We start from the raw sequence: 20,356 nt of genomic DNA on the forward strand, positions 1-20,356 counted from the left end.
ATAATATTGTAAGAGTTTTGAAGGTAAATGAAGGAGAGAACAGTGAATACGTACGAAACGATTAACGATATATTGGTTCATTTATTTAATGAAATATGGGAATTGGAAGAAAAAGCAATTATCTCGGAGGAATTTAAGGATATTACCAATAACGATATGCATATCATAGAAGCTATTGGTTTAGGAGCTGGAGATACAATGTCATCAATTGCTAAAAAATTAAATGTTACTGCAGGAACATTAACGACTTCTATGAATCGACTTGTTCGTCAGAATTATGCCATTCGCCAAAGAAGTACTGAAGATCGGCGAGTTGTAATGATTACCCTTACAGAAAAGGGAGAACGTGCATATAGACATCATGCTAAATTCCATGAGCAGATGACAGATGCAGTGATCCAAAGTCTAGAGTCAGAAGAGCTCCCTGTGCTTTTGAAAACATTAAATGGATTAGCTAAGTTTTTCCGAAATTATAATGATTAGAAATATAGATTTTTTGAGACGGTGTTGACCGTCTCTTTTCTTATATATGCAGATAATGCAGCTATTGGCCTTTGTGTACAAAAGAGAGAAAACCAAACTGTATGTTGGAGAATTAGATCTATACGACAAATACCGATTTTTCCAAAAGATATAGACGTAAAACAGAGAAGATGATATAATATTGGTAATTACAGGGGTTAAAGGGGATTTTATAACAATGTCTGATACTAAAACTTATCACGAACAAACACAGATTGACAATACTTTGCGTTTACGTGAGGTATTAAAAACATTGCCGCCATTTGCAAAAGATTATTTCAGAGCAATTGAACCACGCTCATCTGCACGTACCAGAATTAATTATGCCTACGATATCCGAGTGTTTTTTCATTTTTTAATGGAAAATAATCCAATCTATAAAAACTATACAATAGAACAATTTACTCCAGCGGATTTAGAACGCCTAGAGCCTGTAGATATTGAAGAATATATGGAATATCTGAAGGTATATAAGCGTGACGAAGAATTAATTACGAACGGCGAAAAGGGATTGTCAAGGAAAATGTCGGCGCTTCGAAGTTTTTATAATTATTATTTCAAGCATCAAATTATTACCCAAAATCCAACACTACTTGTGGATATGCCAAAACTCCATGAAAAAGCAATCATTAGATTAGATGCGGATGAAGTTGCTCTGCTGTTGGATTTTGTAGAGTCTGCAGGGAGCCAATTAACAGGACAGGCGCTGAATTATTACTTAAAAACGAAGGATCGAGATCTGGCAATTTTAACACTGCTTTTAGGTACCGGAATCCGTGTGTCAGAATGTGTTGGTCTGGATATCAATGATGTGGATTTCAAGAATAATGGAATTACTGTTACAAGAAAAGGCGGAAACCAGATGGTTGTATACTTTGGCTCGGAAGTGGCAGATGCCTTACACAATTATATGGATGGTGACAGAAAAGCTGTTACTCCCCTCTCCGGCCATGAAAATGCATTATTTCTCTCTACTCAGAGAAAACGAATGGGGATTCAGGCGGTAGAAAATATGGTGAAGAAATATGCCCGTCAGGTAACGCCTAATAAGAAAATTACGCCTCATAAGCTTCGCAGTACCTATGGTACATCTCTTTATAAGGAAACGGGAGACATCTATCTTGTTGCGGATGTTCTTGGGCATAAGGATGTTAATACCACTAAGAAACATTATGCTGCGATAGATGAGAACAGACGCCGGAAAGCGGCGTCCGCGGTAAAGTTAAGAGAAAGTTAACATTAACAAAGTTTACTTCCATTAGCAACTAGCTTGAATTTGCAACCAAGGATCTCGGCTGCTCTTTTGCACATGATCATTCTGTCTAAAAATATCTCAAAGTAATCCATTACAGTACAGATATAAAAACGAAAACTATCTTGATTGTGTTAATTATTGTAAAGAATGTGTTAGTCATATTCACGGTGATTTTTTATTTACATTACATGGGTTCTATGTTAAGGTATTCCTAAAGTTTAAGAAAGATAGGATTAAAGTATGAAATTACAACAATTATTAAGCCAAACAAGGAAAGCCGTTGATGAATATCAGATGATCGAAGAAGGGGATCACATTGCAGTGGGTATATCTGGGGGAAAAGACAGCCTGACGCTTCTCTATGCACTGCATGGATTAAAACGCTTCTATCCGAAGAAATTTGAATTAAGCGCCATTACCGTAGATCTGGGATACAGTGAATGTGATTTTACACCGGTGATAAAATTGTGTGAAGAATTAGAAGTCCCGTATCGGATCGTACCGACGGATATTGCATATATCCTTTTTGAAGAACGAAAAGAATCAAATCCTTGTTCTCTCTGTGCCAAAATGAGGAAGGGATCCCTCAATCAGGCGGTAAAGGAAATGGGATGCAATAAGGTAGCCTATGCACATCACAAGGATGATATTATTGAAACCATGCTTCTCTCTCTTTTGTTTGAGGGGCGTTTTTACTCTTTTTCACCAAAGACTTATCTAGATCGTATGGATCTGACGGTTATTCGTCCTATGATGTTTGTAGAAGAGGCAGACGTGATTGGGTTTAAGAATAAGTATCAGCTTCCGGTTGTAACCAGCCGCTGTCCAATCGACGGTTATACCAAGCGTCAATATGCCAAAGAGCTTGTTAAAAAGTTGAACTATGAGCATCCGGGAGCAAAGCAACGGATGTTTACCGCTATTCTAAACGGAAATATCAAAGGCTGGCCTGAAAGAGTTCCACACGTGCGCTAGACAGATTTATTTCGATCAATAAGATGAATAAAATAATATAAAAAACCGTCAGCCCTCAAATGAGTGATAAGCAACTGCTTCAAAGCATTTGAAGGCCGACGGTTTTATACATTCAATAATACTTCCATCATAAATATTTTTACAATCTACAATTTTTTATTATCGTCTCGTTCTTTGATTTCTACCAGTTTTTCAATGGCTTCTGCAGTTCCTTCAATACCAAGAATGGAACTGTCCAGACAGATATCATAGCTCTCAGCAGAACTCCATTTTTTGTTGCTATAGTAATTATAGTAACTTGCACGTTTTTTGTCGGTCTTAATAATCATTTCTTTTGCCTTAGCATCCGTCAAATCGTAGATTCTAGCGATTCTGCGGATTCTGGCATCCAGATCTGCGTGAATAAATACGCTTAGTACATTGTCGTATTCTTCCAGTGCATAATCAGCGCAGCGTCCTACCAAAATACAAGGACCTTCATCGGCGATTTTCTTGATAGCGTCAAACTGTGCCAAAAATACCTTATGGTTGATCGGCATATCCGCATAGCTTCCAGAGGAATATCCCAGAGAATAGGTATCCATTACCAGAGAGTACAAGAAGCTGTTGGTTGGTTTCTCGTCATGCGTCTCGAACAGTTCCTGGCAGATTCCGCTTTCCTTTGCTGCCCGGTCCAGCATCTCCTTATCGTACAATTTAATTCCTAAATCCTTTGCAACTTTATATCCGATTTCTCGGCCGGCGCTTCCGAACTGCCTTCCAATCGTAATGATAGTATTTGTTTTAGCCATACATATCACGCTCCTCATTCTAATTTGTAGTGGATTTATTTATAGTAAGTATTATATTACAACTACAAACAAAAGTATAGAATTTACAGGCAATTTTGTTCTATTTTTTTCTTAATCTGTCTAATAGCTTTGAAAAATATTCTGGAAGCGGTGCGCTGACCTCCAAATATTTGCCGGTTGACGGATGAATAATTCCAAGTGTCATGGCATGAAGTGTCTGTCCCTGAAGCCCGGAAAACGGACATTTTTTCGGACCGTACACTTCATCTCCAAGAAGCGGATGACCAATACTTGACATGTGAACACGGATTTGATGGGTTCTTCCTGTCTCCAACTCACATTGGATATAAGTATAGTCGCCAAAGCGCTCCAAAACCTTGTAATGAGTAGCAGCATCCCTTCCGTTTTTGGCATGAATACTCATTCTTTTTCGATCTGTTGGATGTCTGCCGATTGGAGCTCGGACACATCCTGTATCCTCTTTTAAATTGCCGTGTACAATTGCCACGTAGATTCGCCGAATAGAATGCTCTTTTAATTGTTCGGACAGAAACTGATGGGATTTGTCATTTTTGCATACTACCAACGATCCTGTTGTGTCCATGTCAATCCGGTGGACGATTCCAGGCCGCATCGTTCCATTGATGCCAGACAATTCGGAACCGCAGTGATACATTAATGCGTTGACAAGCGTACCACTGTAATGCCCAGGAGCAGGATGCACAACCATCTGCTTTGGCTTATTGATAATAATTAAATCCTCATCTTCATACAGGATATCCAGCGGAATATCTTCCGGTACGATGTCAGGCTCTTTTGCATCTGGAAGATTTACCGTTATCCGGTCATCAGAAAAAAGCCTGTAACCAGCTTTTACAGGCTTTCCGTTGACGGTTATTTCTTGTTCTTTAATCAGCCTTTGCAGATAGGATCTGGATTTTTCTGCCATCTGCTCAGCAAGAAAACGGTCCAGCCGTTCTCCTTCTCTATCAGGACCGATGAAATATTCGTTCAAGGTCTTCCTCCTTATAATAAAGTAATATCAAAACAGCGAGAACCGCAGCAGATACAGTCACATAGATATCCGCTACATTAAAGATTGGAAAATCAATCAATTTAAAGTAAAAGAAATCGACAACGTAATTCAATCGTACCCGGTCAATACAGTTTCCATATGCACCGGCAATGACTGCTATGGCACACAGACGAAGCGGAAGAAATTTACGCTCCATCGGAACTTTAAGATAAAACCAGATCACAGCAACTGTAATGACAGCCGTACTAATATAAAAGAACATTCGCTGATTCTGGAAAAGCCCAAAAGCTGCTCCTCTGTTTTCTAAATATTCTAGTTGAAATACGTTTTCTATTAAAATATAAGGCTCTTGATCCTTTAGATGCAATATAGCCAGATGTTTGGTAAATTGATCGAAAATCACCAGTATAACAGCGCCTATCAGAGCTGCCAGATAATGGTAATATCGCTGAACTTTCATTGATTTTTCCGTCATATTTCTTTTCTCCTGCTGTTTTTAAAGCTTAATAACTTAATAAAAGGTAACATACTGTCCTTCTCAGTTCTTAAATGTATTTGCGGATGGTTACCATATAGCGCCCTTTTTTGGTTTCTGAAAGAATTCCACTATAAGAAATACGTCCCATTTTCCGGACGGAGATCATATCTCCTTCTTTTAGGCGATAACCATTACTGGTGATTAATTTCCCGTTTACAAATACCCGACCAGCTTCAATATAAGCAGTCAGTTTACTTCTGGAAAGGGGGTATGCCAGGGACAGAATCGTATCAAGCCGAATAGAAGCCACGCTTCCTTTTATCTCTTCATATTCCGGTTCATAGTTCTGCTCAAATGAAGGAATGAAAGAAGTATGAACAGACGTATGACGAATCCGGGCTAAATGTTCTAGGATATAATCGGAAAGCTCATCTTTTACAAAGAGAATCGCCCGTTCTTTTGTCGTCAGAATATCTCCTAATTTACAACGTTCAATTCCCAGGTTCATAATAGCGCCTAAGTAATCTCGATGTGTCAATTCCTCTGCGAACTTCCGATTCATCGGCGTGATCTCAATCTGTTGAAATGGATATTCGTACTCATAATAAAGAGCATCAGGAAGAAAAGCTGCTATCTGACGCTCTGCAAGGTTATACCCTCCAAAGGTTTCGTATCGACACAAAAATTGATCTTTTGGGGTAGTATGTAAAATATTCAGTTCGTTTAAATTCAGAAAATCGGAAAAAGTCACGATTCCGCGCTGATACGCGATCCGTGACAATTCCACCAGTCTTTTCTGAAGCATCATTTCTTCTTTCGTCATCTTTTAAAACCGTGAACGCATGGAAGATGCATCAAAAGAAGTATTTAAAAGATCCTGAAGATCACCGGAAATATCTACATTTGTCGGCGTTACCAGGAATATGTAGTTAGAAATCTTCTGCAGATTACCGTTGATTGCAAAAGTCGCACCAGATGTAAAGTCAATAATACGCTGTGCCACTTCCAGGTCCAAACCTTCCAAGTTCAGAATTACGGTTCTTCCGCTTAATAAAGTCTCTGTAATCTCACGCGCATCATCTACAGAAGTAGGCTTGATGACACATACTTCCATGCTGACATTGCTGCGTCTTGCAGGCTGGCGCATCGGTGTTACTTTATTATTGTTTGAATAAGAAGAACGGGAAGATCGTGCTGGAGCAGCATACTCTTCTTCATCCTCATCCTCTTCATAATGCTTTTCTTTTTTCTGGAAGAAACTCTTCTTCGGCTTCTCCTCATATTCCTCATCATACTCATCATCAAAGAAGTCGTCATCATCATACTCATCGTCATCGCTGAGTTTCATAATGTCAAGGAACTTATCTAATACTCCCATCTTATCTATATCTCCTATCTTATGTTTATACTTGAGTATAATTGCGTGCTCCGAAAATTCCGGTTCCCACACGCACCATGGTAGCGCCCTCTTCAATCGCAACCTGATAGTCATTTGTCATACCCATTGACAGAATACTCATAGTAATATTATTAACTTTTTTTGCGTCAATGTCAACAGATAATTTTCTTAAACGAGCAAAAACCGGACGATTTGTCTCTGGATTATCTACAAAAGGCGCAATTGTCATAAGACCTTTAACCCGGATATGTGGGAATTTGGCAGCTTTTTCAACGAATTCTTCCACCTCTTCCGGCATGAGACCAAACTTACTCTCCTCTTTTGCTACATTTACCTCCAAAAGCACATCGACAATGAGTTCTCTTTTTGCTGCTTCTTTTTCGATCGCTTCCGCCAGTCTCATGGAGTCTACCGAATGAATCAGTTCTGCCTTATCAATGATATATTTCACTTTATTTCGCTGCAAATGCCCGATCATATGCCAATGAATATCCTTTGGAAGCGCTTCATATTTGTCGGTCAGTTCCTGGACTTTATTCTCTCCAAAAACCCGGATTCCCAGATCATAGGCTTCTTTTAGAACTTCTTCCGGTTTTGTTTTACTTACGGCAATCAGTGTTACCTCGCTTCTGTCTCTTCCAGCCCGCGCACATGCCTGTTGAATCTTCTCTTCTACGTCTTTGAGGTTTTCCTCTAGCATAAATTTCACTCCTTCTATTGAAATACAACATCGTTTTCGTGCACTTCTTTTCCGTTTAGTGCAATGCGATCATAATTGGTCAGTCCATAATCATTGCCAGACTTTACAATATAGTATTCCTCACTTTCGCAGAGAATCTGCACTTGTTTAAATTCGGCATACCCCTTATTGATATTGTATACACCCTTTAGCGTCTTTGTCTCTTTCATCGTAAATTGATCCGAGGAATCTGGCTTACAAAGTATTGTTCCTGAATCAAAAGCAGTTTCATCCAGATAAATCATTCCTGTTTCCTGATCTCTGTAATAGACGTCGACATTCTGAAAGTCAGCATGATCCTTTCCGGTATCAATTAGAATTCCGATTTCTTTATTGTTACCGCCTTGTGTGAGATAATCTTCAGGAACAAGATAAAATGCCTTTTTGGTAACGGAAGATTTTGGTATCTTCAATCCGGATTCGTCTTCCAAAATAAGTTCTATGTCAAGAAAACGGTCTTGCGCATACCGAACCATGGCATTTTCAAAGGTCAAAAAACCGAATGTTCCGTCTTTGTTCTGAGTCATTTCAAAAGATGCTACTGCCGTCTCATGGTCTTTTGAAAATCGAACCTTTACACTGGTTCGATCCTTCATCTGCTTTGCCATCTCATTGCTTAACAGGATAACTGCCGTCCACTTATCATCTCTGACCAGCTTATAGACGGGATCACCGGCATGGACTTTCATATTATTAGAAAGTTCTTTTTTCTGATAGTCTTTTTTATCAAACAATTTTTCGGTGACATCCGCTTTCGTTATACCTTCAAATCCATCGGTAGCATAGACAATAATTCCATCCGAGGCCGCCGAATAAACAGCAAGTCCCTGGGGCTGTTCAGCAGCCATAGCATCCAGCTGTGCCTGTTTACTTTGATTGGATTTATTTTCCAGCATAGTTTGAATGGTGTTTTTTAAAGTATAGACGTCCTGATACTGTTCTTCCTCAAAGCGATCGGAAAAACTCTGTGTTTTCTGAAGCAGAGATGCCTGTTCTTCTGCCGATAATTCTGGAGTGTCATCTGCTTGAGTATCTTTAAAATCCAGCTTTTCATCTGACAGCGAATAGACCCTTGTCTTTACTCCTACCTTGCTGCCTTCCAGTGCAAAGTAGTTGACATATCCATCGGCATCTGCGGTAACGATCATCTCATCTCTCAAAACCATTGCGCGATAAGCATTATCTTTCAAGATAGAACCTTCTCTTACTTCATAAGCTGCCACTTGATTAGAAGTCAGATACATCAATATGGTTGCTGCAAGGTAAATAAAGATGGCTCCGAACAAAATAATTCCAATATTAAAATTCCATTTTTTTCGATAAACCTGTATGTTCGTCGGTTGATTTCCTGACACGAATTCTTTGCCTCCTAACTAGTCATATGAAGCAGGCAGAGCTGCTCCATAAAGATAATGGTACTGCTTTCCCTGATAACTGTCCTGCGTTTCCAAATATGCAAGCAGTTCGTCCCGAAGCTTCCACCAACTTGTCCCCCAGTTACAAAATATTCCATCTTCCTGAGGAATCCGGCTAAACAGCCTCTCTACAGCAATACCAGGATCCAAATATTGTAAAAATTCCGATACTCTTTGGAAATATTCCTCTTTGGAACATATCGATATTGTACCATTTTCGTAGTCCTCACACAACCTTGTGTTTTTTGCAATATAAAGGGAATGCACCTTTACCGTGGAGATATGAAGCGCAGAAAGAATTTTTGCGGTTTCTATGACATCGTAAAGATCGTCCTGTGGAAGATTTAAGATCACATGTGTACAGATCTCAAATCCATACTCTCGGATTAAAAGTACCGCGTCTAAAAATTCTGCCAGCGTATGTCCCCGATGAATGCAAAGAAGCGTATGATAATTAGCCGTTTGCAGCCCCAGTTCTATGGTAATCTCAATTCCTGTCGTTTCCTGAAATTTTTTCAAAACATCAAGATAAGAACGCCGGATACAGTCTGGCCTGGTGGACACTGCAATTTCTACAATGTCCGAGACAGACGCCGCTTCTTCCATATAATTTTGAAAATCTGTAAGTGGTAAATAAGTATTCGTGTAATTCTGGAAATAAGCGATAAACTTGTGGGCATGATATCTTTTTTCAATATATTCCCTCGTCTTTTCTAGTTGTTCCTTAACAGGAACACTACTTTTCATTGCCTCAAATCCTGTGCCTTGCTCTGCACAAAAATCACATCCGCTGCCATGAATCCGGTTGGGACAGTTTACCGGCAGATTGACGGGTAGTTTATAGACTTTTTCATGGTATTTTTCTTTTAAATAATCGGAATAAGCGTAATAAGGTTGTTTCTCTCCCATTTTATTTTTCCTTTTTTCTGTATATTTTTCCTCTTTTTGGGTATGCTAGTGATAGCATAAAAAAGGAGGACATCACATGAAATGGTTTGATAATACTGCGCTGACTTTAGTTATTATCGGTGCAATCAACTGGCTTTTAGTCGGCATCTTCCGCTTTGACCTGGTAGCATTTTTATTCGGTAATCTCTCCTGGCTGTCACGTATTATTTATACGCTGGTGGGATTATGCGGTCTTTACCTGATCAGTTTGTATGGAAGAATCGACACTCGCCCATAAACAAGGGACTGCAAAATGCAGTCCCTTTTCTTAATTTGGAATCCCTTCTATCAATGCAGTCATATCCTGATACAGCAGATCTTTTGTATCCGCTCCCATTACAATCGAAATAAACGGTTTTCCATTCTGATCTTCTTCTAATAGAATCAGGCAGTTGCCAGCAAGCTTGGTAGTTCCTGTCTTGCCACCGATAATGGATGCATTTTCTGGTGGAACTGCTTCCCCTTGTGCATAGAAATGAGATGGTTCCCAGGTCTCCTGACGCAGAGTTCCATCAGCTCCTTTGATATTCGCCGTATAGGAAGAACTCTGAATGATACCTACAAACTCCGGATGTTTGATGCATTCATTAAAAATCAAATACAAATCATATGCTGTTGTATAGTGATTTTCATCATGCAGTCCGCTTGGATTTGTAAAATGAGTCCCCGTTGCCATCAGACTTTCAGCTCGTTCATTCATAAGCTTGGCAAATTCCTCTATACTGCCGCTTACATGTTCCGCAATTGCTACCGCGTTATCGTTGCCGGAATGAAGAAGAAGACCATTTAACAAATCCTCTAAAGTCATCTCATCCCCTTCTTTGATTCCGCAGGTAGATTCATCCGCAGCAAAGGTTCTGGCATCTGCATTTGCAGATATGGTTACTTTATCCTCCAGATCTGCATTCTCGATAGCGAGAAGCGCTGTCATAATCTTAGTCGTACTGGCAGGATAGAGTCGCTCCTGTACGTTGTATGCAAAATCCGTCTTCTTTCCTTCCAAATCAAAAAGACCAATTGCATGGGTTCCAGCCGGATCCGGCGCCCCATCCATGGAGATGTTCCCATTTGCTATACATAAATCTTCTGCAAACAGCTTTCCTATATAAAGTTCTTTATTATAATTTTCTGCCTCATAAGCAGCCACTACTACTTCTTTTTTGCCGCAGCCGGAAAAGAGGATGGCAGATGCTGTTGTAAGAGCCAGGCAAGTGATTGTTAATTTACCGATACATTTCACGCCAGTCTAAATCTCCTCTGTCAATTGCTAAAATAATGAGTTCCGCTGTGGCCAGATTGGTTGCCATAGGAATATTATAAAGGTCACATAATCGAATCACATCGTTTACATCCGGCTCATGTGGTTTTGGATTGGAAGGTTCACGAAGGAAAATTAATGCATCAATATCATTTTGTGCAATCTGTGCTCCAAGTTGCTGTTTTCCCCCAAGCGGGCCTGCCAGATATTTATGAATATTCAAATTCGTCACTTCTTCAATCATTCTTCCAGTGGTTCCGGTAGCATACAATTCATGTTTGCTCAAGATTCCACGATAGGCAATACAGAAATTCTGCATCAGAGACTTTTTGGAGTCGTGTGCAATCAGGCCTATGTTCATTGTTCTTTCACTCCTTGTTGATATCTTATTGATATTTTTTCGGTTGTAATCCTACATTCAGTACAAAACCAATTCCAATATAGAGGCTGACCAAAGATGTTAATCCATAACTTACAAATGGCAATGGAACTCCCGTATTCGGAATGATTCCGGTTGTAACGCCAATATTAATAAAGCTTTGAAATCCGATCAGCCCGCCTACCCCGCAGCCGATAATCCTCCCTGCGAGATCCTGCGATCGCAATCCTATTAAAATACATTGTATCACAATCAGCAGCAATAACGCAATGACTATACTGCTTCCGATAAACCCTAATTCTTCGCCTACGATTGCAAAAATGAAATCCGTCTGTGGCTCCAAAATAAAGTTTCCGTTTTTCACAGATGTCGTGGTATTATTATCCAGTCCTTTTCCAGTCAGCTGTCCGGAACCGATTGCCATGATGGAATTCTTCGTCTGATAGGCTTCGTCACTTGCATATTTCTCCGGTTCTAAAAATGCCAGAATTCGTTTCTGCTGATAATCTTTTAAAAGCTTCTGATCTGGTTGCACAACAATTCCAAGAAAAATGACAGTTATCGGAATTAAAATGAGCAGCACCGTTCCAATAAATTTATAGCTTAATCCTGCTATATAAATCATCAAGCAAATAACCAGTGCCGTACAAATTGTCGTTGACAGGTTTGGTTCCACAACAATCAGCGCCAGCGGTATGGCAGACAGAATTGCATATTTGATAATCGTCATCTTATCACTAACGTCTTCTTCGTGATCCATCAGGAACTTTGCGAAAAAGAGGATCAACAAAATTTTTGCCAGCTCCGATGGCTGGAACGTCGTAAATCCAAGGTCAATCCATCTGGTTGCACCGTTTACTTCCTCACCGATCACCAGTACGGCACCCAAAGACAAGATCGCAAATGCATAAAGAAATACATAAAAGTTCAGAATCCAGACATAGTCAATCAAAGACACGATAACCATTATAATGATTCCCAGAATCAGACCAATGATCTGCTTTCCCTGATAGGATTCCTTTGCACTTCCTATGACCAGTATGCCAAGAATGGATAATGCAAAAACCAAGATGACCAGTGTGAAATTGTAATCTTTCAAACGGTACGGTTTCGTAAATTTTGGTAATTTCATAGTTAATCTCCTGCAAATGTAATGACAACCTGTGTGCGGCTAATCTCCATATGAAAATCATCTTCTGTAAGTTCCATGTATTTGGAAAGTGCTTCGTACAGCTCTCGCTGTATTTTATCGTATGCAGATGGAATACAGTGGACGCGGTCCGACAGAACCAGCGTCTTTAAGCGGTTTTTTGCAATGAATACCGAAGATCTTTTCCTCATGGACTCCCTCCCTTAATCTTTTTTAAAGAGGTGGGTAAGCTTAGACAAGAGACCAGAGCTGCTTTCCAGGTCCATAAATGGTACTTCCACTCCCATAATCCGTTTACAGATATTCAGATAAGCCTGTCCTGCCTTGGAATCAAGTCCAATAACCGGCTCACCCTGATTGGTTCCGATCACCACATGTTCGTCATCAGGAATGGCCCCAATTAACGGAATAGAAAGAATCTCCGTGACGTCGTCCACCGACATCATATCCCCCCGCTTCACCATGTCCATACGAATTCGGTTAATTACAAGATCCAGTTGTTTCATTCCGCTTTGTTCCAGAAGACCGATGATTCGGTCTGCATCACGGATTGCCGATACCTCCGGTGTTGTGACCACAATGGCTCGATCAGCTCCTGCAACAGCATTTTGAAATCCTTGTTCAATTCCTGCCGGACAATCCAAAAGTATGTAATCAAATTCCTCTTTCATCTCCGCTGTCAACTTCTTCATCTGTCCCGGAGAAATTGCTGTCTTATCCTTAGTCTGGGCAGACGGAAGAAGGTAAAGATTCTCATAACGCTTGTCTTTAATAAGCGCCTGCTTCAATCTGCAGTTGCCTTCGATTACGTCTACCAAATTGTAGACAATTAAATTTTCCAGTCCCATGACCACGTCCAGATTCCGAAGCCCAAGGTCTGTGTCAATGACAGCCACCTTTTTGTCAAATCTGGTCAGACCGGCTCCGATATTTGCGGTGGTCGTGGTCTTGCCGACACCACCTTTTCCTGATGTAATTACGATAACTTCGCCCATGAATAACTTCCTCCTATAATTGGTTTTACTTCGCTGTCCCTGATTCGGAGCTTCTTGGGGTTCATATAGCCGGCGGCAATAAATGCATCTTTATTCCCGTAAGCACCGGCAATCACACTTCCATAGATGCTTCCTGTTACGGTCACATTTCCACGGGAAATAACGGTTGCACCCTCTTCAATATCTCCGACAATTACGATACTGGTCTCTGATTCCAGAATCTGTCTTCCTTTTAATGTACCTTTATAGAACTGGCCGTCTCGCTCATGGATGGCTTCCAGACTTTCATCCAGCATACGCTTGTGTATAGTTTCTGTGTACGTATTTTTCTCAACGATACATAGTATCTGTATTTTTGCTGCCGTCTGTATGGCTTCTGCCATACGGCATGCTTCCTCTTCTGTGAAAGTACGGCCGGTGAACTCCACCGCCATCTGTGCACCGTCAAAGAATCGGGTGCAGGACTCAAAACGCTCTACAGTCTCTGTCAGGAGTTCCTCGTATGGGCGTTCTGGATCAAAATGGATAGTAATGCCGTATCGGTTACTCTTAATGAGCAGCGCTTCTTTCACATAAGATCATCCTTTCTTTAATCTCCGCCTCCGCTGGTAGTAATCTTGGCCGCATGTCCTGTCAGGATCTCTTCTGTTGGAGTGACTCCGTAATAATATTCCATAACATAACGTCCTACCTCAGCAGCGTAATTAGAGCTATATCCATTGGCAATACGGATGGCAAATGCAATCTCCGGGCTTTCGCTCGGTGCAAAGCCAACGAACAATCCGTGGTCCGGATGGGTTGTACTCTGCTGCGCGGTACCCGTCTTTCCCGCCAGAGAAACATCGCTGGCCATAAGCTTTGCAAACATATCCGGATGGGCTGACGAAATTACTTTTTTCATTCCATTATGGACGGCAGTCCAGGTAGAACTGCTGATATCCGTCAGTGTATTTTCCTGTTCCGGTGTGTAATCTTTCACCATTTCTCCGTCAATGGTTGTTACTTTATCAATCAGACTTAGCTTGAACAGATTCCCCTTATTTGCAACGGTTGTAATGTATCTTGCAAGCTGACTGGTGGTGTAGTTGTTGGTACCCTGTCCAATCGCAGATGGCACAGAAGAATCATCGGAGATCTGCGGTTCGGATTCCGGAATCTCAAGTCCGGACGTCTCTCCCAGCCCGAACATAGTCGCATATTTCTTCAATGTATCCAGTCCCTGTTCACTGGAATAATACGTCCTTGTTTCCTTTCCTTCCTCATTGTCAGAAGTAATAGACGTTAATCCGTCATCTTTCAAGCTCATCCGATACCCTGTTTCATAAAAGAAGCAGTTACAGGAATTCTCAATGGCTCCTTCAATATTCAGACTTCCGTGAGCCAGCGGATAAATCCAGCACTTTGGATTCGGATCTACTTTTTTATAAATGCCGTGACACGGCAGATAAGTACCGGTATTCACAACACCTTCTGTCAGTGCAGCTGCGGCAACCAATGGCTTATACGTAGATCCCGGAGCCGTCTTTTCCTGGGTTGCATTGTTGTAGAAAGGTCTTGCTTTATCCGTCACCAATTTGTTGTAATAAATAGAATCCATCGTGTTAGCCAACCGATTGTTGTCGTATCCCGGATAAGATACGCAGACTAGCACTTCTCCGGTATTGGGATCTGTGGCAACCATAGAACCGGTGCACGGCTCCAGTGCAAGCTGTCCGGGAGTGATTTCTAAGGTCTCGATTTTTCCGCGAATGAAATCATATGGGACAATCGTTCCTCTATTTAATCCCTCATACTGAGCTTCATCATATTCCAAAATGTTCTGTTCATAAAGCATCATACAGATCTGCCTTCCCGTAACGGCTCCGGCTTTAATCAGATACTTGTATACCAGCTTATCAAAACCACTGTCCGAATCAATGTAATCCATCAAAAAGCTTACGATTCCCTGATAAAGTTCATTGGAATCGGAATAATCTCCATTAGAAGATACATAGGATTTCAATAGAGAAGTATCAATCCAGTTTTTGGAAATGGCATAACTTAAGTACGTATAAACATTAATGCTTTCCTCTTCTTTCCAGGACTTATACGTAGCATCATTGGTATCAATGTTGTCAGAAAGAATTACTTTGCTGCCGGTGGTAAGTATATCCGTTACAAGATACGTCAGATATGCCTGCATCTCCTTGGAAAGATCTCTATATGCAGCTGCATTCGGATCCTGGAAAATCTGAGTCAGCTCTGTTTTCACCGCTTCTTTTCTTGCGGTAAAAATTCCAGATACTTCCTGTTCGGTTGCTCCTGCACCTTCTTCTGCGAAATGGTTCATATCCAGAATATCATTGCCGATAAAAGTGTGATATACATCTCCAATCGGGATGATTACATCACTTCCGTCCTCCACCTGCGTGCGGTCATAGTTTAAAGTGTTCTGAATCTTCGCAAGAAGAATTCCAGCTAATTCTTGTTCCAAAATATGATAAGCTGCTTTTTGAAGATCTGCATCAATCGTAAGATGAAGATCATTTCCAGCTTCTGGATCTTTACCCTTCACAGTTTCGATCACTTTTCCGACATTATTGACGTACAGTTTTAATTCGCCCTTTTCACCTTGCAGATCATGGTCCATCACTTTTTCCAGACCAGATTTTCCTACGGTATCATTTTTATCATATTTTTTCTGATCCTCTTTACTAAGAGCGTCATATTCTTCCTGTGAAATCTGCCCGGTATAGCCGATCATATTTGCGAAACAGTAACTGTCGTTGTAGCGCCGAAGAGATTTCTCTTCCACATTGACTCCCTGCAAAGTATCCAGATTTTCCATGATATCTGCCACTGTCTCATCGCTGACATCCTCTGCAATGGTAGTGGAAATATACTTCTGATAACTGTTCAGCGAAATAGCATATCGAACGTTTACCAGCTTAAGAACTTCTTCTTTGCTCAGTTTTTTCTGATTGATTCCGTATCCATAGACTTCATCTGTGCATAGATAACGAACCAGTCCTTCCGCTGAAATATGCTTTTGTTTTTTAGAAAGCTGGTCGATTGACTGCTTTCCAAAAACGTCCGCAATAAAACGGAGACGTTGGGTATCATTCTCAGCAACATAGATATAATTGTTGTTATTATCCAAAATAATACCAAAGTTATTGATCACAGTATCCCCATTTGCTTCCACCATCTGAATCACAGAAGATACAACTTTATTCAATTCCTTGTTTTTCTGTTTTAATGAATCATAATCACCGTTATCTTCGATTGTCACCGAATAGGCCAGCTCATTGTAAGCCAGAAGTTTTCCGTTTCGATCGTAGATATTTCCGCGGGTTCCCTGTACTTCTTTCGTTTTCTGAATCTGCAGTTTATAGTCGTCTAAATACTCCTGACCTTTTACAATCTGCAAATAGAATACCCGCTGCAGCAGAATGGCCGACAGCACACAAAACACAATAATTGCAACGAAGCCTCGTGACTGTACAAATCTGCTTACGCCTGATTTGACTCGTTCCCATACACTATACAAATTTGCTTGCACTCCTTTGCTCTTCTGCTTCCAGTTTCTTGTTAATATGAAGGATAATCTGATACAGAACCAATGTAATCAAAATGGTATACACTAGTTCTGGCAGAATAATATGTCCCAAATAATCGCCGAATGAGAAATCGCCTTTCAACATATAATTGCAAATATAAGTGACCAGTCCGTATATCACTTCACTGGCTCCAATCAGAGCAATCGGCAATTTGATATCATCGTCATAAAACAGACGCCGGAAAGAGCCGTTTAGATATCCAATCACAGCATACAAAAGCATATTGAATCCCAGCGCGGTCCCCCAGAAGAAATCAATTAAAATTCCGGACAAAAATCCAACAAACATTCCTTCTTTCTTTCCCCGCATAAATCCGCAGGAAGATACGACAATAATCAAAAGATTTGGCTTTATGGATGCAAATGCCAGTTTGTCAAATACGGTACTCTCCAGCAGAAAACATACGATGATCATCACAAATGTGATCAGTTTTCTTTTCATAGACTATTCTCCTTGTCCTGTTTCTTCTGCTTCTTTCGCCTTGGTTAGTTCTGGTTTGGTTGTGGTAATAACCAGAACCTCCTGAAGTTTGCTGAAATCAACCGCAGGTGTAATATATCCTGATCGTGTTAGATTGTTGGAATCCACTTCAATCTCACTGATATATCCGATAAAAAGTCCCTGCAGGAACCGATTGCTGACATGGGAAGTTACGACCTGCTCTCCCACCTCGATTTTATTGTCATTATTGGCAAGTTTCTCAAAACGTAGACGCCCATCGGCTGCCAGCTCCAGATCTCCGCGCACCACACAGGTGTCTGACGTAGACAGAATCATTCCGCTGACATTGCTGGAATCATCGATAATAGAGCGAACTCTTGCGTAATCGGGTCCTACCTCCGTAACGATTCCTACCAGACCACTTCCGGCCAACACATTGGAATCTACTTTCACACCGTCATGACTTCCTTTGTCAATGGTAAAGTCGGAGAACCAGTTGCTTCCGTTATTGGCAATTACATGGGCCCCGATCTTATCGTAATCCGAATAATTTTCATCCAGCTTGTACAATTCCCGCAGCCGCTCCAGTTCGTATTGCTCCTGCCGAAGTCTTGTATTGTCAATGGTAAGTTCATCTACTTTGGACTGCAGTTCCTTGTTTTCCTTCTTCATATCTTCCAGGGTGGCAAAATTATCGGACAGATCGCTCATATATCGTCCCACATAGCTGATTCCCTTCTGCATAGGAATCACCGTATAGTTGGCAATCCATTTCAGCGGACCTCGTCCGTCGGTTATCTGTTCAATTCCCATTAAAATAACGCAGATCACAGCCAGTATTAAAAGCCAGTATTTTCCCGGAAGTGACGATTGCTTTTTTGCTTTCATATTATCTCATCCACCTATAATTTTCATCTAACATTGAATATGCAAGTTTGCGCAGCTCTTTCGACTGAATGATCTTCTTGATTCCGATCACAGAACAAATGTCTGGCTCAAGAGCCGTCCGCGTTGGAATTCCAACCATTTCTTCGATATAACTTTCCAGTCCCGGCATGCTGGCAACGCCTCCGGTCAGGAAGATTCCGTTCTTCTGAATCGCCCGTCTGACTTCCGGCGGGGTTCGGTCAATCAGAGACTGAATGGCACGGACACAATCTAAAAGCGGCTCCTTCATCGCTGCCCTGGCAAGCGTAATGGAGATGGTCTTCTGCATTGGAACACCTGTAATCAAATCCCGTCCTGCAACAGGAAGCATGGATTCTGCATCACTGGTGAATACCCCAAAATTCTTGCGGAGATATTCCGCTGTCCGTCTGCCAATCAGGAAGTCGTGCCGATGACGGATCAGATTTACCAGACCTTCATCGAATGCCATTCCGCCGACCTTCAAAAGACGATTCATTACCATTCCGCCTCCGGCGAGAATGGACAATTCGGTTGTCTCGCCTCCGAAATTGGCAATGACAAGGCCATTGGTATGCTCCACATCCAGATTCAGACCAATCGCATCTGCAATTGCACGCTCTACGATATTGACTTCCTTCGCACGGGCATTGGAGTGGATCACCAAATCAAAAAAGGCTTTTTTCTCTACCTCCGTAACGTCCGTGGGCACTGCAATCACATATTCTGCCCCTCTGGAAAACTGCCGGTCTTTTTTCAAAAGACTCTGCAACAGAAACTGCATATCATTAAATCGGGAAATAACGCCTTCCTTCATGGGAAATGCCACTTCAATATTGGACGGCGCCTTTCCATACATTTCATATGCTTCATCTCCGACTGCAAAGATCTCACGCTCTTTTACGAGTGCGATCGCATTCTTTTCTTTCCAGATTGTATCTTTTCTTTTATCATAGACCTTGATTTCATAAGAGCCAAGATCTAGTCCGTATATATTTCTTGCCATCTGACAGAACCCTTTCTATAAAATTCCCGATTCCCGGAAGCTTACATAACAATTATTTCCAATAATAACGTGATCTAATAGTTCAATTCCGATCAGTTTTCCTGCATCCATAATCCGCTTGGTAGTCAACATATCGTTTCGGCTGGGCGTCGGATCTCCACTGGGATGATTGTGTAAGATTACGATTGATACCGCGTTCTTCTGCAACGCCTCAATAAATAGTTCTCTTGGTGTAATCAGAGACGCGTTGACTGTCCCTTTGGATATATCTGTTTCTCCAATTAATTTGGACTTTGAATTCAGCATAAGAAGCTTTAGAATCTCCTGCTTCTCATGCCTCATATCTTCCATATAATAGTTCGCCACGGTGGAAGGATCCAGAAAACAGATCGCATCCGGATAGGATGCCTTCGCCAGCCGCTTGGCAAGTTCCGAAATGCAGGATAGCTGAATCGCTTTTACCTTCCCGATTCCCTTGATTTTTTTTAATCGCTCCATGCTGAACTGATGCAGACCTAAAATGCCTGCTTCCCCGGCATGATAGAGAATTCTTCCCGCAAGTTCCAGTGCATTCTCCCCGCGGGTGCCCGTTCGCAGTAAAACAGCAAGCAGTTCCACATCGCTTAACGAGGCGGCTCCTTTCCGTTCACATTTTTCATAAGGACGTTCCGTCAGGGGAATTTCACGCATAGTATTTGACTGATTCATTTTTTCTTTTGAATCGCACGATGGCTGGTAACAGAATCATTTATAAGAAACGATATATGATAATGGAAAGAATCACGCCAATAATACTTGCGATGGTAATCTTAATGGAAAGCCCAAAGGTAATCACCAAAAGTCCAAGATTGAGGACAATCGGCTCATCCAGCCCGAAAGTCTGACCGTAGGACAGCCAGTTAAGCGCCGGAACCCCTTCTGCAAGCATGCCAATAAAACCACCCAGCACAATTCCTGCCAAAATCAGCAAAAATAAAGCCCAGGAGTTTTTGCTCCCTGTTCCTTTCATATGTACTCCTCCTCGTTTTTATCCATCTAAAAACTCACTACATTCTATCACATTT

24 protein-coding genes and 1 pseudogene are annotated in these 20,356 nt (G+C 41.2%); 4 read left to right on the forward strand and 21 right to left on the reverse strand.

The genetic code is table 11. From position 1 onward, the window contains the following. The first annotated feature begins 42 nt into the window (after positions 1-42). Complete coding sequence (locus WKT00_RS02400; RefSeq protein WP_101694759.1) at positions 43-483, forward strand: MarR family winged helix-turn-helix transcriptional regulator; 441 nt, start codon at positions 43-45, stop codon at positions 481-483. 217 nt (positions 484-700) lie between these two features. Beyond that, positions 701-1,759 carry a tyrosine-type recombinase/integrase gene (locus WKT00_RS02405; RefSeq protein ID WP_340260704.1) on the forward strand — a complete coding sequence of 353 codons (1,059 nt, stop codon included), beginning with the start codon at positions 701-703 and terminating at the stop codon, positions 1,757-1,759. Between the two features lie 2 nt (positions 1,760-1,761). On the opposite strand, the pseudogene WKT00_RS02410 reads toward WKT00_RS02405, so the two are convergent. After that, positions 1,762-1,881, reverse strand: a pseudogene (locus WKT00_RS02410) (phosphohydrolase); the annotation flags it as partial. A 136-nt stretch (positions 1,882-2,017) separates the two neighbouring features. Here WKT00_RS02410 and WKT00_RS02415 point away from each other — a divergent pair. Beyond that, complete coding sequence (locus WKT00_RS02415) at positions 2,018-2,752, forward strand: tRNA 2-thiocytidine biosynthesis TtcA family protein (protein WP_101694320.1); 735 nt, start codon at positions 2,018-2,020, stop codon at positions 2,750-2,752. 146 nt (positions 2,753-2,898) lie between these two features. On the opposite strand, the gene WKT00_RS02420 is transcribed toward WKT00_RS02415, so the two are convergent. The 8 genes from WKT00_RS02420 to WKT00_RS02455 all read right to left on the reverse strand — a co-directional run bounded on the left by WKT00_RS02420 (position 2,899) and on the right by WKT00_RS02455 (position 9,519). Continuing rightward, positions 2,899-3,543 (reverse strand): cytidylate kinase-like family protein, encoded by a 645-nt coding sequence (locus tag WKT00_RS02420; RefSeq protein ID WP_101694319.1) that lies wholly within the window; start codon positions 3,541-3,543, stop codon positions 2,899-2,901. A 100-nt stretch (positions 3,544-3,643) separates the two neighbouring features. Further along, positions 3,644-4,558, reverse strand: coding sequence for an RluA family pseudouridine synthase (locus WKT00_RS02425; RefSeq protein WP_101694318.1), 915 nt, complete (start codon positions 4,556-4,558; stop codon positions 3,644-3,646). Beyond that, positions 4,533-5,054, reverse strand: a complete 522-nt coding sequence (gene lspA / locus WKT00_RS02430; protein ID WP_242962623.1) for a signal peptidase II — start codon at positions 5,052-5,054, stop codon at positions 4,533-4,535. The genes WKT00_RS02425 and lspA overlap by 26 nt, the downstream gene beginning before the upstream one ends. Positions 5,055-5,124: 70 nt before the next feature. Then, the gene (locus WKT00_RS02435) at positions 5,125-5,880 is read right to left on the reverse strand and encodes a YlmH family RNA-binding protein (RefSeq protein ID WP_101694317.1); all 756 of its coding nucleotides are present in this window, start codon (positions 5,878-5,880) and stop codon (positions 5,125-5,127) included. Positions 5,881-5,883: 3 nt separating this feature from the next. After that, complete coding sequence (locus WKT00_RS02440) at positions 5,884-6,435, reverse strand: cell division protein SepF (protein ID WP_101694316.1); 552 nt, start codon at positions 6,433-6,435, stop codon at positions 5,884-5,886. Between the two features lie 25 nt (positions 6,436-6,460). Next, complete coding sequence (locus WKT00_RS02445) at positions 6,461-7,156, reverse strand: YggS family pyridoxal phosphate-dependent enzyme (RefSeq protein ID WP_101694315.1); 696 nt, start codon at positions 7,154-7,156, stop codon at positions 6,461-6,463. Positions 7,157-7,170: 14 nt separating this feature from the next. Continuing rightward, entirely contained in the window at positions 7,171-8,550 is a 1,380-nt protein-coding gene (locus tag WKT00_RS02450; RefSeq protein WP_340260714.1) for an HlyD family efflux transporter periplasmic adaptor subunit, read from the reverse strand. Between the two features lie 18 nt (positions 8,551-8,568). Next, complete coding sequence (locus WKT00_RS02455) at positions 8,569-9,519, reverse strand: TIGR01212 family radical SAM protein (RefSeq protein WP_101694313.1); 951 nt, start codon at positions 9,517-9,519, stop codon at positions 8,569-8,571. Between the two features lie 76 nt (positions 9,520-9,595). On the opposite strand from WKT00_RS02455, the gene WKT00_RS02460 reads away from it, so the two are divergent. After that, positions 9,596-9,796, forward strand: coding sequence for a DUF378 domain-containing protein (locus WKT00_RS02460; RefSeq protein WP_101694312.1), 201 nt, complete (start codon positions 9,596-9,598; stop codon positions 9,794-9,796). A 30-nt stretch (positions 9,797-9,826) separates the two neighbouring features. Here the strand turns inward: WKT00_RS02460 and WKT00_RS02465 are convergent, their stop codons facing one another. The 12 genes from WKT00_RS02465 to WKT00_RS02520 are packed head-to-tail and all read right to left on the reverse strand — an operon-like array spanning position 9,827 to position 20,301. Then, a complete protein-coding gene (locus WKT00_RS02465; protein WP_101694311.1) occupies positions 9,827-10,798 on the reverse strand; it encodes a D-alanyl-D-alanine carboxypeptidase family protein in 972 nt (323 codons plus the stop codon). Beyond that, entirely contained in the window at positions 10,782-11,177 is a 396-nt protein-coding gene (gene mgsA, locus WKT00_RS02470) for a methylglyoxal synthase (protein WP_101694310.1), read from the reverse strand. Before mgsA ends, WKT00_RS02465 begins: the two co-directional genes overlap by 17 nt. Before the next feature lie 25 nt (positions 11,178-11,202). Further along, positions 11,203-12,327 carry an FtsW/RodA/SpoVE family cell cycle protein gene (locus WKT00_RS02475; RefSeq protein ID WP_101694309.1) on the reverse strand — a complete coding sequence of 375 codons (1,125 nt, stop codon included), beginning with the start codon at positions 12,325-12,327 and terminating at the stop codon, positions 11,203-11,205. 2 nt (positions 12,328-12,329) lie between these two features. Next, the gene (locus WKT00_RS02480) at positions 12,330-12,536 is read right to left on the reverse strand and encodes a cell division topological specificity factor MinE (RefSeq protein WP_101694308.1); all 207 of its coding nucleotides are present in this window, start codon (positions 12,534-12,536) and stop codon (positions 12,330-12,332) included. 12 nt (positions 12,537-12,548) lie between these two features. Further along, positions 12,549-13,340, reverse strand: coding sequence for a septum site-determining protein MinD (gene minD / locus WKT00_RS02485; protein WP_101694307.1), 792 nt, complete (start codon positions 13,338-13,340; stop codon positions 12,549-12,551). After that, complete coding sequence (locus tag WKT00_RS02490) at positions 13,322-13,912, reverse strand: septum site-determining protein MinC (RefSeq protein WP_101694306.1); 591 nt, start codon at positions 13,910-13,912, stop codon at positions 13,322-13,324. The genes minD and WKT00_RS02490 overlap by 19 nt, the downstream gene beginning before the upstream one ends. A gap of 17 nt (positions 13,913-13,929) precedes the next feature. Next, positions 13,930-16,869, reverse strand: coding sequence for a penicillin-binding transpeptidase domain-containing protein (locus tag WKT00_RS02495; RefSeq protein WP_340260723.1), 2,940 nt, complete (start codon positions 16,867-16,869; stop codon positions 13,930-13,932). After that, positions 16,862-17,380, reverse strand: a complete 519-nt coding sequence (gene mreD, locus WKT00_RS02500) for a rod shape-determining protein MreD (protein ID WP_101694304.1) — start codon at positions 17,378-17,380, stop codon at positions 16,862-16,864. Before mreD ends, WKT00_RS02495 begins: the two co-directional genes overlap by 8 nt. A 3-nt stretch (positions 17,381-17,383) precedes the next feature. Then, positions 17,384-18,268, reverse strand: a complete 885-nt coding sequence (gene mreC / locus WKT00_RS02505) for a rod shape-determining protein MreC (protein WP_101694303.1) — start codon at positions 18,266-18,268, stop codon at positions 17,384-17,386. Position 18,269: 1 nt separating this feature from the next. Further along, positions 18,270-19,292 carry a rod shape-determining protein gene (locus tag WKT00_RS02510; protein ID WP_101694302.1) on the reverse strand — a complete coding sequence of 341 codons (1,023 nt, stop codon included), beginning with the start codon at positions 19,290-19,292 and terminating at the stop codon, positions 18,270-18,272. A gap of 15 nt (positions 19,293-19,307) precedes the next feature. After that, a complete protein-coding gene (gene radC / locus WKT00_RS02515; protein ID WP_101694301.1) occupies positions 19,308-20,000 on the reverse strand; it encodes a RadC family protein in 693 nt (230 codons plus the stop codon). 40 nt (positions 20,001-20,040) lie between these two features. Next, positions 20,041-20,301 carry a DUF4321 domain-containing protein gene (locus tag WKT00_RS02520; RefSeq protein ID WP_101694300.1) on the reverse strand — a complete coding sequence of 87 codons (261 nt, stop codon included), beginning with the start codon at positions 20,299-20,301 and terminating at the stop codon, positions 20,041-20,043. Positions 20,302-20,356 lie beyond the last annotated feature (55 nt).

Origin of the sequence: Dorea sp. ICN-14282, from assembly GCF_037890115.1 — a bacterium.
GTDB lineage: Bacteria > Bacillota > Clostridia > Lachnospirales > Lachnospiraceae > Dorea_B > Dorea_B phocaeensis.

Coding starts and splice junctions, on each gene's coding strand:
- WKT00_RS02405 (WP_340260704.1), top strand. CDS start 701: ATGTCTGATACTAAAACTTATCACGAACAAACACAGATTGACAATACT.
- WKT00_RS02415 (WP_101694320.1), top strand. CDS start 2,018: ATGAAATTACAACAATTATTAAGCCAAACAAGGAAAGCCGTTGATGAA.
- WKT00_RS02420 (WP_101694319.1), bottom strand. CDS start 3,543: ATGGCTAAAACAAATACTATCATTACGATTGGAAGGCAGTTCGGAAGC.
- lspA (WP_242962623.1), bottom strand. CDS start 5,054: ATGACGGAAAAATCAATGAAAGTTCAGCGATATTACCATTATCTGGCA.
- WKT00_RS02435 (WP_101694317.1), bottom strand. CDS start 5,880: ATGACGAAAGAAGAAATGATGCTTCAGAAAAGACTGGTGGAATTGTCA.
- WKT00_RS02440 (WP_101694316.1), bottom strand. CDS start 6,435: ATGGGAGTATTAGATAAGTTCCTTGACATTATGAAACTCAGCGATGAC.
- WKT00_RS02445 (WP_101694315.1), bottom strand. CDS start 7,156: ATGCTAGAGGAAAACCTCAAAGACGTAGAAGAGAAGATTCAACAGGCA.
- WKT00_RS02455 (WP_101694313.1), bottom strand. CDS start 9,519: ATGGGAGAGAAACAACCTTATTACGCTTATTCCGATTATTTAAAAGAA.
- WKT00_RS02460 (WP_101694312.1), top strand. CDS start 9,596: ATGAAATGGTTTGATAATACTGCGCTGACTTTAGTTATTATCGGTGCA.
- mgsA (WP_101694310.1), bottom strand. CDS start 11,177: ATGAACATAGGCCTGATTGCACACGACTCCAAAAAGTCTCTGATGCAG.
- WKT00_RS02475 (WP_101694309.1), bottom strand. CDS start 12,327: ATGAAATTACCAAAATTTACGAAACCGTACCGTTTGAAAGATTACAAT.
- WKT00_RS02480 (WP_101694308.1), bottom strand. CDS start 12,536: ATGAGGAAAAGATCTTCGGTATTCATTGCAAAAAACCGCTTAAAGACG.
- minD (WP_101694307.1), bottom strand. CDS start 13,340: ATGGGCGAAGTTATCGTAATTACATCAGGAAAAGGTGGTGTCGGCAAG.
- mreD (WP_101694304.1), bottom strand. CDS start 17,380: ATGAAAAGAAAACTGATCACATTTGTGATGATCATCGTATGTTTTCTG.
- mreC (WP_101694303.1), bottom strand. CDS start 18,268: ATGAAAGCAAAAAAGCAATCGTCACTTCCGGGAAAATACTGGCTTTTA.
- WKT00_RS02510 (WP_101694302.1), bottom strand. CDS start 19,292: ATGGCAAGAAATATATACGGACTAGATCTTGGCTCTTATGAAATCAAG.
- radC (WP_101694301.1), bottom strand. CDS start 20,000: ATGAATCAGTCAAATACTATGCGTGAAATTCCCCTGACGGAACGTCCT.
- WKT00_RS02520 (WP_101694300.1), bottom strand. CDS start 20,301: ATGAAAGGAACAGGGAGCAAAAACTCCTGGGCTTTATTTTTGCTGATT.